The organism is Paraniabella aurantiaca, from assembly GCF_050309965.1.
Lineage (GTDB): Bacteria > Bacteroidota > Bacteroidia > Chitinophagales > Chitinophagaceae > Niabella.
On the sequence record NZ_JBLOSY010000001.1, the window covers coordinates 2,409,692 to 2,422,853 of the forward strand.

Sequence of the window (13,162 nt, forward strand, 5' to 3'; positions counted from 1 at the left end):
CAGCAATAAATTTTTTAGATGAATATAGAGCGTATCAGGGATTATTGTTTAGGAAAAGCGGATGTTGAAGAAGCCCTGCCCTTTGGGCCGGACACACTGGTGTACAAGGTAAATGGCAAGATATTCCTGCTGATGGGAATGGATGCGGAGCCTATTTCTTTTAATGTAAAATGTGATCCCGATCTCGCGCTGGAGCTAAGGGCAACTTATACCTGTGTGCAGCCCGGTTATCACATGAATAAAAAACACTGGAACACCATTACGGCTGATGGGTCGGTGCCTTTTAAACAATTAAAAGAATGGATTGATCATTCTTACGAACTGGTGGCTAAAAAGAAGAAATAAGTACTATGTGTTCGCCAATGCTTTAGATGCAATGATGTTCCATTGCCTGCCATTGTGTTGAAGCAAGTGCACCGCGTTGATCTCAAACTGTTCTTCAAATTCTTTATGGCTGTATTCCTCCCATGCTTTTTCAAAATTGGCCGGTGTCAGATCGCGATAGGCAATGGTCATATGGGGTGTAAAATTTTTATCTATGGGCTGAACAATAGCCGGCTCTAAAGCTGCAAAGCTATTAACGAGCTCCCGTTGCAATAGTACCAGGGAAATACTGTCTGCCGGCTTTATAAATATAACCGGGTTCTTTCTATTATTAAAAGCGCCAAAGCCTTGTAATGTGATAGCAAAAGAAGGCCCGGGAAGTTTTAAATCAACAAACCATTTTAGCAGCATGTTATGCGCTGTGGAAGGCCATTTGAAAGGTGCTTTTAAGGTGATATGAGGCATCACCTTTAGCGCCCTGGCACTGTTAAAGCGTGTGGCGATATCACGCTTTAACTGGTTGACTTTATTTTGTAAGTCGCTGAAAGGTACAACTGCGATAAAATATAAATTATTTTCAGGCATATAAAGTTCCTCATACCTGCGGCGGGCATTATTTTATTTCGTGTAAATGTTCATCTAAAAAACGAAAACCCCATCCGGGCTGGTTGTGTGGGTAGGCAAAGCCATCTTTTACTACCATTGGGTTGTCGATTAACGGGTCGATCCAATCAAAGCTTTCCACACCAACACCATTGGGTACGCTACAAACCAGTGGAACATCATAGTCTTTATAATAATGGGGCAATACCGGCAGATGATGCGCAGCCGCTAATGCGGCACTCGAGCGCCAGGCTTCCACACCGCCGATCCTCAGGATGTCGGGTTGCCAGATATCCAATGCGTTTCTGGCAATAAGCTCTTTCAGTGGCTGAACGCTATATTCACGTTCTCCCATGGCCAGTGATATACCTGTTTGTTGTTTCAGCGTTTTGTATCCTTCAAAGTTTTGATGATGCAGGGGCTCTTCAAACCAATAAATATTTAGCTCCCTTGCCTTGTTCGCCAGCTGTATGGCTTCGGGTAATTGCATGCCCTGGTTGGCATCCATCATAATATTTAAATCATCTCCCACGGCATCCCTCACCAGTTGCAGCCGCTTTTCATCTGTTTTCCAGTCAGGAGATCCTACTTTTATTTTTACCGCTTTAAAGCCGCGCGCTTTATAGCTGGTCACCTCTTCAATCAGCTCATCAGTGGTATATGATAGCCATCCACCGCTACCATAAATAGCACATCTGTCTTTATGTGTACCCCATAGCTTCCATACAGGCTGTTCCAGCGATCTGGCCCAGGCATCCCACATTGCAATATTGATGGCTGCTGCCGCCCATTTATTAAGACCATCGGCTCCAAAATATTCAGCTTCATGATAGAGGAGGGCTTCTGCCTTGCCGGTCTCAAACGCTTCCAGTCCTACAATATGTGGCAATGTATCTTTTAATGCACCGAGTATCGCATTAGGTGAATACTGAAAAGACAGTAAATAACTTTCACCGATAACTCCGTTGTGTAAATGCAGCCTTAATACTAGAAACGATATCTCATGCAATGTATGTGTAGCATCAGCAATAGGTTTTTGAAGCCTGGCTTTTGTTTTAAAAATTTGATAGGATTTTATTTTAGTTGAAGAAGCATTCATATCGGACGATAAATTTTAATAATGTTTTTGGTTATAAAATTTCCAGTTGGTTTTGAAATCTTTTTTCAGGTCCTGGTTCAGTAAAATGGCCCTGAGCATTTCAAGTGGCATGCTGTTTTCCCTTAGGATGGCATCATGATATTGCTTGTAAGTCATCTTTTTTGTATCTACCAGTTCTTTTTTCAAAGCATAAAATTGCAGCCCCCCAATCATATACGCAATCTGGTAAAGCGGGCCATATCCACCGGTAAAAGAGCGGCGTACTTCGCCTTCTGCATTGGCCCTTTCGTGGCCTACCCGGTCAACCAAAAAGTCTATACATTGCTGAGGCGTCCATTTGTTCAGGTGATAATTCAGCGAAAATATAATACGGGCGCAGCGATGCATACGCCAGAACAACATGCCAATGCGGTCTTCAGGCCCCCTTGGGAAATTAAGATCCCATAAAATAAATTCCCAGTACAACGCATTGCCTTCGTGCCAGAACGGAGTGCCGAAGTCGCGGTAGCTTTTGTAACGGTTATTCATAAAGCCCTGTAAGTGATGACCGGCTATTAATTCGTGATGTACAGTGGCCCGGGAGAAATGAGGATTATTGCCCCGCATGCTCATTAGTTTGTCATCATAGGCCATGTCATCCGTAGGATAAGAGATCATTAATGTTTCTCCACCGAGGAAGAAAGGGCTCACCAGTTGTTGCTGCGGTGACATCATGGTCATGCGCCAGGTTTCTTCGGCAATTGGGGGAATGGTTACCAGGTCATGTTTCTTTAAAAAATCAACCGACTGGTTATATAACTCCAGCATGGCCTCCGGCTGTTTTCCTACAGGTACATAACTATTCTTTACTTTTTCCTGTGCTGCTTTCCAGTTGGTTCCAAAGCCCATTTCTTTAGTCGCTTTTAGCAGTTCGGCATCGCACCAGGCAAATTCTTTATTAGCGATATCTACCAGGTCTTCCGGAGTATAAGGAATGAACTCCAGTTTTAGCTGGCGTATTAGTTCTTCCCGGCCAATGGGATTGCCAATAATGCCGCTTCCATCATCTTTTTGAAGGCTATTAGTAGTTGTCTTTTTAGATAAAGCCGTCGCGTAAGCTCCTAACAGGCTATCTAATGAATTATAGGTTTTAGGAACCCACCAGCTAAACAGCGGATCGTAACCATTATAAAAATTGAAATAATTTTTTAGCAGAGCCTGTAAGGTTTTGGTTGATCCGGACGCAGTTAAAGCCTGGTCTTTTTCAAGAGCCGGGCTATTTTCCAGTTTTTTAATGAGGGCTTTTATTTCCCCGCTCATGTTATTCATTTCCCTAGCTACCTCTTCTCCTTTTACCGAAATGCCCCGTCTGCGGGGTGTATACATTTGAAGAATCCGGTCAGAGAATGGCAATAGCCCTGCTATCTCGCTGTATGTTTTTTCTTCTTTTTTTAATTGATATCGTTGATCTTCCAGTTGATTTTTAAACAGTATATAATCTGCTTTACCGTTAATATGCATCGTCTCAAAATGCATCTGTTCTAATTCAGACAAATAGCTGCTGATCAGTTTCAACAGGCGCTCTCTTCGTTCGGGTGTATTAAAGCCGGTTTCACTTCGCCATCCGTCGCTACTGCCATAAAAACGCAGGATGCTTCCTTTGTCGGCGTTATAGCGAACCATGATGTCGTGTACTTCGCTGGATTGGAGATAAAGGGTGGCGGGATTTTGAGAAAAAGCAGTGCAGCATGCCAGCAGCAGGCAAATGGTGAGGAACCTTTTCATTTATATATCTTTAGTAAGCTGTGAAGATAAAATCTTCTGCTGAACCGGCATGTTTTTATCGGGTATAGTTATATAAAAAAATGCGGTCAGTCAAGGCACCGCATCAGCAATTATTTTTATGATAGACTAACTGCTAGTCGAACAAATCAGAAGATAAATATCGATCGCCTCTGTCGCAAATAATACAAACAATAACACCCGATTCCAGTTCTTTGGAGAGCTCAATGGCGGCATGTACGGCTCCACCACTGCTCATACCGGCAAATACGGCTTCCTCCCGGGCCAGCCTTTTAGCCATAGTGCGGGCATCAGACTCATCGAGTTCGATCACCCGGTCAATGCGGTTTTTATCAAAAATTTTTGGCAAATAGGCTTCGGGCCATTTACGAATACCAGGAATACTGGAATGATCGGTAGGCTGGCAGCCTACAATCTGTATGTTGGAGTTCACTTCTTTCAAATACCTGGAAACACCCATGATAGTACCCGTGGTTCCCATGGAAGAAACAAAATGCGTGATCTGCCCTTTTGTATCTCTCCATATCTCAGGCCCTGTTGTTTTATAGTGCATACCCGGGTTGTCAGGATTGCCGAATTGGTTGAGCATCAGGTAACCGCCCGATTTCAATTTGTCATTTGCATAGTCAATCGAACCTTCCATACCTCTTTCTTTGGAGGTAAGTGTTACTTTAGCACCAAAAGCCTGCATGGTCAGTACACGTTCCCTCGTTGCACTTTCAGGCATTACCAGCTCAATATCTATTCCAAACAGGTTAGCGATCATGGCCAGTGCAATGCCAGTATTACCACTTGTTGCTTCAATTAAACGGGTTCCGGGTTGAATCTCTCCCCGGTCTAAAGCTCCCTTGATCATGCCATAGGCAGCCCTGTCTTTCACACTGCCACCAGGGTTATTCCCTTCCAGTTTAGCATATATTTTTACTTTCTTATTTACCGCTATTTTTGTTAGCTCTACTAAAGGTGTATTACCAATCTGCTCAAGTATTCCGGCCATTTTTTTTATTTAGGATGCTTCAAAGATAAGTATGTTAAATTTATCGACTATCCTGCCCGCATCTGGTATGTTCTGGTGATAGGAGGGCTCCAGCCTGTACTTTCAAAAGCACTATATTTACAGGGATGGAGCACTTGCCGGACACAATAACAGCAGATATCATAAAATCGTTCAAATTAATAGTAGGAAATGACTATTTTTTTGCTGATGCGGAATCATTGCAGCATTATAGCCGCGACGAAACCGAGACGTTGAGCTTTCAGCCACAGGTGGTGCTCCAACCTGCTACACCACAGGAGGTCAGTGCCATACTTAAAATATGCAATGAACACCGGATCCCGGTTACGCCACGAGGCGCCGGAACTGGTTTAACCGGCGGCGCGCTTCCTCATTTGGGGGGTGTGCTGATCTCTACTGAAAGGTTCAGCCGGATTTTAAATATTGATGAGCGCAACCTGCAGGTAACTACGGAGCCGGGGGTGATCACCGAAGTATTGCAGCGGGCTGTTGCCGAAAAGGGTTTATTTTATCCACCTGATCCGGCCAGTAAGGGCTCTTGTTTTATTGGCGGTAATATTTCGGAAAATAGCGGAGGTCCGAGGGCTGTCAAATATGGCGTAGTAAAGGATTATGTTTTAAACCTGGAAGTTGTATTGCCAACGGGTGAAATTATATGGACCGGTGCCAATGTATTGAAGAACGCTACGGGTTATAATATTACACAACTGATAGTAGGCAGTGAGGGTACTTTAGGTATCGTTACTAAAATCGTGTTGCGTTTAATTCCTTTACCTAAATACGACTTGTTAATGCTGGCGCCTTTTGGCAGCCTGGAAAAGGCCTGTGAAGCGGTAAGTGCTATTTTCAGGGCGGGATACACACCAAGCGCGCTTGAGCTGATGGAGATCAATGCACTTAAGATTGTGAGCAGTATGGTAGATAGCCACGCGATGCCGGTTAACGACCAGATAGAGGCGCACCTGCTGATAGAGGTAGATGGTAATGATACGGAAGTACTGCTAAAAGAAATGGAACAAATAGCGGCTGTACTGGAAAATTATGAGGCCGGGGAAATTTTGTTTGCAGAAGATGCACAGCAGAAAGAAGAGTTGTGGAAATTGCGCCGTAAGGTAGCAGAGTATGTGAAAATGGCTGGTTACACCATTGAAGAAGATGCGGTGGTGCCACGGGCCGAATTGCCCAAGTTGATCAAGGGGTTAAAAGTTCTGGGGAAGCAATACGATTTTGATGCAGTAGCTTACGGGCATGCGGGCGATGGCAATCTGCATATCCGCATCAAAAAGGAGGGTATACCCAATAGTTATCAAAATCCCGAAATGGACATTATTGTGCGGGAGCTGTTTGTTTTAATAAAACAATTAGGGGGAACCATTAGTGGAGAACATGGCATTGGGCTGATACAAAAAGGATTTATGGATATTATTTTTGAAGAACGCCAGTTGCAGATTATGCGGGACATCAAGAAGGTATTCGATCCTAATAATATTCTGAACGCCGGTAAAATATTTGATTAAGATGTTAAATTGCCGGCCTTATTAACTGGTGTATACAACGCTTAAAAATATATACTATTTTTACGGCCGTACAACTAAACAGATACAGATGAAGAAAATTTTTTGTATAACAGGCATGGCAATGGCGTTAATGCTGGTATTAAATATCACAGCTTTAGCACAGGATGAAGAAGTGAAAGTGAGAAACGCAAACGAAGATCCCGATCCTGTAGAAGTAAAGGGATTTAAAAAAGAAAATCTTTTTACAGGTGGTGGCGTAACAGCATCATTCTATTCCGGAGGGTCTTTGCTTGGAGCCAGTCCTGTTTTAGGATACAAGCTTAACGATTATTTCGATGCTGGTGTTGTAGTGAATTACGTGTATACCGGGTCAAGAGATGTTTATAATTACAATGACAAATTAAGACAGCATGTATATGGACCTGGTGTTTTCGCCAGGGCATATCCAATCCCCTTTCTATTTGCACAGGCACAATTAGAGCATAATTTTACTAACGTAAATTACACCGCGTCTGGCTCCGCCAGGATCTCGGAAAAATATAGCGCCAGCGCTACTTCGCTGCTGCTGGGCGGAGGTCTTTCTACGGGACGTGCTAAAGGCGGAACCACCTTTTTTTACCTCACAATTCTGGCTGATGTATTAAAAAACAGGAACAGTCCCTATGTTGATCTTTCCGTTGATCCTAATACAGGAGCAGAAAAGGTGAGGATCGTACCGGTATTACGCGCAGGTGTAAACGTGGGCCTGTTTCAAAAGCGTTACAACCGCTATGATCCGGAATACTAAACCTAGAGTCGTTATTTAAATAAGAACTGATGGGTGTATTTAAACAATTGGCTGAATATCTTTTCCTGAAAAAGAAAGACCCGGGCAGGCCGAAGAGTAGTTGGGTCGGCTATATGCATAATATCAATCGCCTCAGCATCTTCCTGTTTATTATTTGCATGATTATATTAGCCATTAAACTGCTAAGAAGCTAATGCTATTATAATGGCTGCCGCTTTAGCGGAAGCATCGCCACCTGCACCAAGGATATTTTGCAGCTGTGCGTAATCTTGCCGTATCCGTTGCTGCCGGCCTGCATCGTTCAGTAATTTATCAAGCTCAGTAGTAAGGTTGGCAACATTCATTTCCTGTTGTATTAATTCTTTCACCACTTCCTTATCCATAATCAGGTTGACCAGCGAAATGTATTTAATGCTGATCACCCGCTTCGCTATCTGGTAGCTGATCTCTGAGCCCTTGTAGCAAACTACTTCCGGTATGCCAAATAATGCGGTTTCCAGGGTGGCGGTACCCGAAGTGACCAATGCAGCCTTTGATTGCATCAACAGATCATAGGTGCGGTTATTCACAATGCTTACATTGGGGTATTGTTCGGTGTACGTATGATAAAATTCGCTGTCAAGAGAGGGTGCCTGGGCTACAACAAACTGGTAACCGGGAAACGCTTTGCTAACCTCCAGCATAACCGGTAGTTTTTTTTCTATCTCCTGTTTACGGCTGCCGGGTAACAATGCGATAACAGGATTGGTGTTTTTCTTTCCCTCGGCATTATTTATTATCAGGTCAGATTGTTGCGCTCTTTTTTTGGCGATCTCTTCTATCAGCGGATGACCCACATAGGTAACCTCCCAGTTCCATTTATCCTTAAAATAGCTTTTCTCAAACGGTAAAATCACAATCATCTCATCGATATATTGCTTCATCATTTTTACCCTGTTTTCTTTCCAGGCCCATACCTGCGGGGAAATATAATACACCACCTTTATCTGCTGTTCTTTAGCCCATTTGGCAATGCGTAAATTAAATCCGGGGTAATCGATCAATACTAATACATCCGGTTTAAACGCCAGAATATCCTGCTTACAGAATTTTAAATTTTTTAGAATAGTGCCGAGATTTTTTACCACTTCTATAAAACCCATAAAAGCCAGGTCCAGGTAGTGTTTCACCAAAACACCACCTGCTGCCTGCATTTTATCACCACCCCAGCAACGTATATGGGCCGAAGTGTCCTGTTGTTTGATCGCATGTATAAGATTGCCCCCATGCAGGTCTCCCGATGCTTCCCCGGCAATGATGTAATATTTTTTCTGTTGACTCAAGTGAGTTGTGTTTATGTGATATTTAGCAAACGCTGATCATCTATTCAGATTTTGGCATCGATCTTTTAACGATCTTCTTTACCGGGGCTTTCACCGAACGGTCGGGCTTATCCTTCCACTGTTTTTCCAGTTTTGTTTTTAGATCATAGTTGGTCAGATCAAACTGCACCGGCACAACGCTTACATAATTGTTTGCCAAAGCCCATACGTCGCTATCTCTTCCGTTGTCAAAGTTTACGAATTCCCCCGTTAACCAGTAGTACTTTTTACCGCTTGGGTCTTTACGTTCCAGGAATTTCTCCTGGTATTTAGCATAGGCCTGCTTACAGATCTTATATCCTTTTATTTCAGATAACGGGAAATTCGGAATGTTTACATTCAGCAAAATATGCTTGGTGAGTTTATCCTTTAACATCTTTTCGGTGATCACCCGCGCATAATGTTGCGCTGCCGAAAAATCTGCATTGATGCTATGATCCATTAATGAAAAACCTACTGCCGGAATGTTTTCAATAGCAGCTTCCATAGCGGCAGACATAGTGCCCGAGTAAATAACGTTGATACTATGATTAGGGCCGTGGTTGATGCCACTCAAACAAAGGTCTGGCTTACGATGTAGCACTTTATCAACTGCCAGCTTTACACAATCTACCGGTGTACCCGAGCAGGAATAAGCGTCGACACCGGGAAACAGATCGGAAGGCTGCAAACGAAGCGGGTGCCCGATGGTAATGGCGTGGCCCATACCCGATTGGGGTTTGTCTGGTGCCACAATAACTATTTGTCCTAGGTCTTTAACTGCTTCATATAAAGCCCTGATACCAGGAGCTGTAATACCATCATCATTGGTGATCAGGATAACCGGTTTTCTATTCTTTGCTTTAGCCATAGGACGCAAATTTAGCTGATAAGTTGGTAAGTTGGCTGGTTGTTTGGTTGACTGGTTGGTAGGTTGACAAGTTGAAATGTGGACAAGGGCGGGGAATGCAATTAAGAAGCGCGAAGGGCTGTACTTATTATTAATGCATGTTTTTAGAATTTTTAAAATTCCCGGAGGGATGGTATTTTCTAGGTTGAAGGGTTGCCAAGTTACAATGTTGACAGGGGGCGAGAAATGCAAATAGGAAGCCCGAAGGGCTGTCCTTATTATAGATGCAGGTTTTTAGAATTTTAAAATCCCGGAGGAATGGCATTGAATGGGTTGATGGGTTGCCATAAATAAAAGAATTATTGTTAAAAAGCGAATTGCTAATAATTTGATAAAGTGAGAAAGACACCAACCTTTTGCGTTTCGTTCAACGTCTATTAGTCAAAGCGCTTTACAAAAAATTGTAAACCCGTCCACCCCTCAAAAGGAAAGACATTTAAAATTAAAGATCATGAAAAAGTTCATTTTTGCTGTGTTAATGATAGCCGGTTTTAGTTTAGCACAAAATGCCAATGCACAGGTTCGAATCAACATAAATATCGGTAACCAACCGGCATGGGGACCAGTGGGGTATGATTATGCACGCTATTATTACCTGCCTGAATATAATGCTTACTACGACGTGATGGGAGAACAATTCATATACCCTAACAGGCGTGGCTGGGCTTATGGCAGATCATTGCCTTCTTCTTACGGAAGAGTAAATCTTTATAACACTTACAAAGTTGTGGTGAACAGGAATTATGAACCCTACCGTGACAACAGGAGCGATATACGCGATTACAGCAGGTATCGTAACAGCCACAACCAGGTTGTAATACGTGATAGCCGTGAATACAAGTACTACGAAAGCAAATATCACCCGAAACATAAAGAGTGGAACAATGGGCGTAATAATAACGGTCGGGACAGAGAGAGGGATTATGTTAGAAGGGGACGTAGATAACCCGTAAGCTAAATGATTGATTTAAGTCGCTGCAAAGCGACTTTTTCTTTTTTATTTTTTGGCAGATTGGGTTTAGAATACTTACTTTGTATTTCAAAGTGCTTTTATGAGTCAGGAATTGAAGGACGACTTACAACATATCCGGAAAATGATGGAGCAATCCTCCCGGTTTATTTCGTTGAACGGTTTATCGGGTGTAGTGGCTGGTATAGTGGCGTTAGGAGGGGCTTTGGCTGCGTATTACATTCTGCAAAAAAACGGTATCGATTATTATCGCGATTATAGCGGGGCTGCGGGCATTGGCGTAGTAACTCAATTAATGCTCCTGGCTATTGTGGTTTTAATAGCAGCGGTTGGTTTGGGAATTTTGCTTACGGTAAACAAAACAAAAAAGCAAGGCCATAAAATATGGACTTCCACCACTAAGAAATTATTAGTTGCTTTATTTGTTCCATTGATCTTTGGTGGCTTATTTTGCCTGGCGGCGATGTATCACGGGCATTTCATCATTATGGCTCCTTTAATGCTGGTGTTTTATGGACTGGCATTAATAAACGCAGGCCGGTATACTTTTTCAGATATACAAAACCTGGGTTATTGCGAAGCATTTTTAGGTGTTATTGCTATGTTCATACCTGGATATGGGTTAGTGTTTTGGGCATTAGGTTTTGGCGTGTTGCATATTGTATACGGTTTACTCATGTATAAGAAGTACCGGTAAGATTATTAAATTGTATAATGAGCTTATTAGAGCATTTAAATAAGGATTTCGAAAGTAGGGTAAGGCTGGGCATCATGTCGATTCTGGTGGTAAACGAGTGGATCGATTTTCTGGAAATGAAAGACCATTTACAGGTTACTGATGGTAATCTGGCCAGTCATATTAATGCATTGGAGCAAAAAAAATATATAGAAGTGAAAAAAGAATTTGTTGGGAAAAAGCCAAAGACTTCTTACAAGGTTACCAAAACAGGAAAGGAGGCATTTGAGAAACATATCAACGCTTTGGAAAAGCTATTAAGGGGGTAGTTCGTTTTTTTTGCTCAATAACTTTGAAATACAAAGTACTTTTAAATTTTTAATATGAAAAAGAATATTTTCTTCTTTGTTTCGGTGGTTGTTTTTGTAGTATTATTTTACAACCAAAGTCCGGGAATTAATATCAGCTTTTTTGGCTTTATGACCTGGCTGTTCCTGTTAGACATAACACCCGGCGTGAAACGTACCCCAATGTTTTGGACACTTTCTGCAATCAGCCTGGTATGCATTGGTGCATTTGCCTGGTACGGCGACTTTATTTGCTTCGCAGCCTTATTCCTGTCGCTGTTGGTAACAGGATTTAAGGCCTTCTATCCCCGGTTGAACGTATTGGTATTACCGTTTAATACCGCATTCAATTACATAACTTTTATTTTTCGCGTATTAACACCACAGAAATGGTTAGGTATTCGGTTATCCAGCGACGGGTTCTTTAAAAAAGCGATCAGCTATGTGCTGATCCCGGCTGTATTCGCTGGCATATTTATTGGCGTCTATACTGCTGCCAGTGACAAGTTTGCGTCGTTATTCGTTATTAATCTGGAGTTCGATTTTCTTCAGTTGGCCGTACTAACGGTGCTTGGATTTTTCCTGATGTTTAATTTTTTCTATTCAGCAGTACCCAAGGCTTTTATTGCCTGCAATGGCTATTTAAAAGATGATTTTTCTGATGGCTTTGTACAAAGGAGAAATAAAGGGTTTCATCTGTTGGATATAGCTTCTCAAAGACGTAGCGGGGAAATATCACTGATTTTGTTAAATGCCGTATTGATCTTCTTTATCATTATTTATGGTATTGAACAGTTTGGTACAACCAACTCACCTGGAACCTTAAGCAGTGAAGTACATGAGCGCGTATATGTGCTCATCCTGTCTATTGTTATGGCCATTGCGGTTATCATGATCTACTTCCAGGGCCTGCTCAATTTTGATGCAAAGTCGGGCCTGCTTAAAAAACTTTCGCTTATATGGATCGGCCTGAATGTATTGTTGATATTAACGGTGTTTTTTAGAAACCTGGAATATGTCAATGCCTATGGTCTTACTTTTAAAAGGATAGGAGTATTCGTATTCCTGCTATTGAGCTTGTTCGGACTTTTTACTACCTGGGTTAAATTGAAGAATAAGAAAACCAATATATTTTTAATTAACAGGATGGTTTGGGCTGCCTTTTATGTTTTAGTGGTAAGCAGCCTCATTAACTGGAGCTGGATCGTAACACGCTATAATACCAGTCATTTTACTAATCCCGATTGGAGCTATTTAAATTCATTGAACTACAACAAGCAATTGTTGAATACAATTTATAAGGAAAAAGGAATATCCAGTATTGAGATAAAACGAGATGTGGAAACAGAGCGTTCAGGTAAATTCCTTTCTAAGCGATTATACTTTGAGTTCGCGAATGTGCAATAGCTTTTAACATTCGTGGTGTTTTGTAAAATAAGACTGCGGCATCTTCTTCTAAAATTATAGGTATGAAAAAAGACTATATACTGGTTTTGATCACGCTGCTCTCTGTTATAGCAATACTGGTATTTATACAACTTAACAAATAAGCATCAGTAGATCTTCTTCAACTTGGGAGCGCATTAATGGATACATTGTGTAAGAACTACCTAATAACAAACCGGCATCAATTTATTGAAATGCATCCGACTGGTTTGTGCAACACAAACCTCAGCATGGCCCTGGCCAGTGTCCTCACTGGCTGGAAGGGGAGGGTAAACTATATGTAATAATAATTTTGATACCTCTTTATTATAACAGGATCTATATAGGAAAAAGAATGGATAGGGAG

General features: G+C 41.9%; 14 protein-coding genes. 8 read left to right on the forward strand and 6 right to left on the reverse strand.

Features of this window, described 5'->3' with window-relative positions:
* Nucleotides 1-18: 18 nt before the first annotated feature.
* Nucleotides 19-345: an MmcQ/YjbR family DNA-binding protein gene (locus ACLOAU_RS10480; RefSeq protein WP_427861820.1), complete on the forward strand. Its 327-nt coding sequence runs from the start codon at nt 19-21 to the stop codon at nt 343-345.
* A gap of 3 nt (nt 346-348) precedes the next feature.
* Here ACLOAU_RS10480 and ACLOAU_RS10485 read toward each other — a convergent pair whose 3' ends face one another.
* The 4 genes from ACLOAU_RS10485 to cysM all read right to left on the reverse strand — a co-directional run bounded on the left by ACLOAU_RS10485 (nt 349) and on the right by cysM (nt 4,805).
* Nucleotides 349-909: a 2'-5' RNA ligase family protein gene (locus ACLOAU_RS10485; protein WP_427861821.1), complete on the reverse strand. Its 561-nt coding sequence runs from the start codon at nt 907-909 to the stop codon at nt 349-351.
* Nucleotides 910-937: 28 nt separating this feature from the next.
* Complete coding sequence (locus ACLOAU_RS10490) at nt 938-2,026, reverse strand: mandelate racemase/muconate lactonizing enzyme family protein (RefSeq protein WP_427861822.1); 1,089 nt, start codon at nt 2,024-2,026, stop codon at nt 938-940.
* Between the two features lie 15 nt (nt 2,027-2,041).
* Nucleotides 2,042-3,790: a DUF885 family protein gene (locus tag ACLOAU_RS10495; RefSeq protein WP_427861823.1), complete on the reverse strand. Its 1,749-nt coding sequence runs from the start codon at nt 3,788-3,790 to the stop codon at nt 2,042-2,044.
* A 133-nt stretch (nt 3,791-3,923) separates the two neighbouring features.
* Nucleotides 3,924-4,805, reverse strand: a complete 882-nt coding sequence (cysM, locus tag ACLOAU_RS10500; RefSeq protein WP_427861824.1) for a cysteine synthase CysM — start codon at nt 4,803-4,805, stop codon at nt 3,924-3,926.
* 125 nt (nt 4,806-4,930) lie between these two features.
* On the opposite strand from cysM, the gene ACLOAU_RS10505 reads away from it, so the two are divergent.
* The 3 genes from ACLOAU_RS10505 to ACLOAU_RS10515 all read left to right on the forward strand — a co-directional run bounded on the left by ACLOAU_RS10505 (nt 4,931) and on the right by ACLOAU_RS10515 (nt 7,321).
* On the forward strand, nt 4,931-6,340 hold the full coding sequence (locus tag ACLOAU_RS10505) for an FAD-binding oxidoreductase (RefSeq protein ID WP_427861825.1): 1,410 nt from the start codon (nt 4,931-4,933) through the stop codon (nt 6,338-6,340).
* An 88-nt stretch (nt 6,341-6,428) separates the two neighbouring features.
* Nucleotides 6,429-7,127 (forward strand): hypothetical protein, encoded by a 699-nt coding sequence (locus ACLOAU_RS10510; RefSeq protein WP_427861826.1) that lies wholly within the window; start codon nt 6,429-6,431, stop codon nt 7,125-7,127.
* Between the two features lie 29 nt (nt 7,128-7,156).
* Nucleotides 7,157-7,321: a DUF6728 family protein gene (locus tag ACLOAU_RS10515; RefSeq protein WP_427861827.1), complete on the forward strand. Its 165-nt coding sequence runs from the start codon at nt 7,157-7,159 to the stop codon at nt 7,319-7,321.
* Here the strand turns inward: ACLOAU_RS10515 and lpxB are convergent.
* Together lpxB and surE are read right to left on the reverse strand one after the other, a co-directional pair.
* Entirely contained in the window at nt 7,310-8,449 is a 1,140-nt protein-coding gene (lpxB, locus tag ACLOAU_RS10520; protein WP_427861828.1) for a lipid-A-disaccharide synthase, read from the reverse strand. The genes ACLOAU_RS10515 and lpxB overlap by 12 nt on opposite strands.
* Nucleotides 8,450-8,489: 40 nt before the next feature.
* Nucleotides 8,490-9,338 (reverse strand): 5'/3'-nucleotidase SurE, encoded by an 849-nt coding sequence (surE, locus tag ACLOAU_RS10525; RefSeq protein WP_427861829.1) that lies wholly within the window; start codon nt 9,336-9,338, stop codon nt 8,490-8,492.
* Nucleotides 9,339-9,828: 490 nt separating this feature from the next.
* Between surE and ACLOAU_RS10530 the strand changes: the two genes are divergently transcribed.
* The 4 genes from ACLOAU_RS10530 to ACLOAU_RS10545 all read left to right on the forward strand — a co-directional run bounded on the left by ACLOAU_RS10530 (nt 9,829) and on the right by ACLOAU_RS10545 (nt 12,777).
* Nucleotides 9,829-10,323: a hypothetical protein gene (locus ACLOAU_RS10530; protein WP_427861830.1), complete on the forward strand. Its 495-nt coding sequence runs from the start codon at nt 9,829-9,831 to the stop codon at nt 10,321-10,323.
* A 106-nt stretch (nt 10,324-10,429) separates the two neighbouring features.
* Nucleotides 10,430-11,044 (forward strand): hypothetical protein, encoded by a 615-nt coding sequence (locus ACLOAU_RS10535; protein ID WP_427861831.1) that lies wholly within the window; start codon nt 10,430-10,432, stop codon nt 11,042-11,044.
* Nucleotides 11,045-11,061: 17 nt separating this feature from the next.
* Nucleotides 11,062-11,352 (forward strand): winged helix-turn-helix domain-containing protein, encoded by a 291-nt coding sequence (locus ACLOAU_RS10540; protein WP_427861832.1) that lies wholly within the window; start codon nt 11,062-11,064, stop codon nt 11,350-11,352.
* A gap of 54 nt (nt 11,353-11,406) precedes the next feature.
* Nucleotides 11,407-12,777 (forward strand): DUF4153 domain-containing protein, encoded by a 1,371-nt coding sequence (locus ACLOAU_RS10545; RefSeq protein ID WP_427861833.1) that lies wholly within the window; start codon nt 11,407-11,409, stop codon nt 12,775-12,777.
* Nucleotides 12,778-13,162: the final 385 nt, after the last annotated feature.

Excerpts from the sequence above, each read along its gene's own strand:
- ACLOAU_RS10540 (WP_427861832.1), top strand. The coding sequence starts at position 11,062 with ATGAGCTTATTAGAGCATTTAAATAAGGATTTCGAAAGTAGGGTAAGG.
- ACLOAU_RS10505 (WP_427861825.1), top strand. The coding sequence starts at position 4,931 with ATGGAGCACTTGCCGGACACAATAACAGCAGATATCATAAAATCGTTC.
- ACLOAU_RS10510 (WP_427861826.1), top strand. The coding sequence starts at position 6,429 with ATGAAGAAAATTTTTTGTATAACAGGCATGGCAATGGCGTTAATGCTG.
- ACLOAU_RS10535 (WP_427861831.1), top strand. The coding sequence starts at position 10,430 with ATGAGTCAGGAATTGAAGGACGACTTACAACATATCCGGAAAATGATG.
- ACLOAU_RS10480 (WP_427861820.1), top strand. The coding sequence starts at position 19 with ATGAATATAGAGCGTATCAGGGATTATTGTTTAGGAAAAGCGGATGTT.
- ACLOAU_RS10495 (WP_427861823.1), bottom strand. The coding sequence starts at position 3,790 with ATGAAAAGGTTCCTCACCATTTGCCTGCTGCTGGCATGCTGCACTGCT.
- ACLOAU_RS10490 (WP_427861822.1), bottom strand. The coding sequence starts at position 2,026 with ATGAATGCTTCTTCAACTAAAATAAAATCCTATCAAATTTTTAAAACA.
- ACLOAU_RS10515 (WP_427861827.1), top strand. The coding sequence starts at position 7,157 with ATGGGTGTATTTAAACAATTGGCTGAATATCTTTTCCTGAAAAAGAAA.
- ACLOAU_RS10485 (WP_427861821.1), bottom strand. The coding sequence starts at position 909 with ATGCCTGAAAATAATTTATATTTTATCGCAGTTGTACCTTTCAGCGAC.
- surE (WP_427861829.1), bottom strand. The coding sequence starts at position 9,338 with ATGGCTAAAGCAAAGAATAGAAAACCGGTTATCCTGATCACCAATGAT.
- ACLOAU_RS10545 (WP_427861833.1), top strand. The coding sequence starts at position 11,407 with ATGAAAAAGAATATTTTCTTCTTTGTTTCGGTGGTTGTTTTTGTAGTA.
- cysM (WP_427861824.1), bottom strand. The coding sequence starts at position 4,805 with ATGGCCGGAATACTTGAGCAGATTGGTAATACACCTTTAGTAGAGCTA.
- ACLOAU_RS10530 (WP_427861830.1), top strand. The coding sequence starts at position 9,829 with ATGAAAAAGTTCATTTTTGCTGTGTTAATGATAGCCGGTTTTAGTTTA.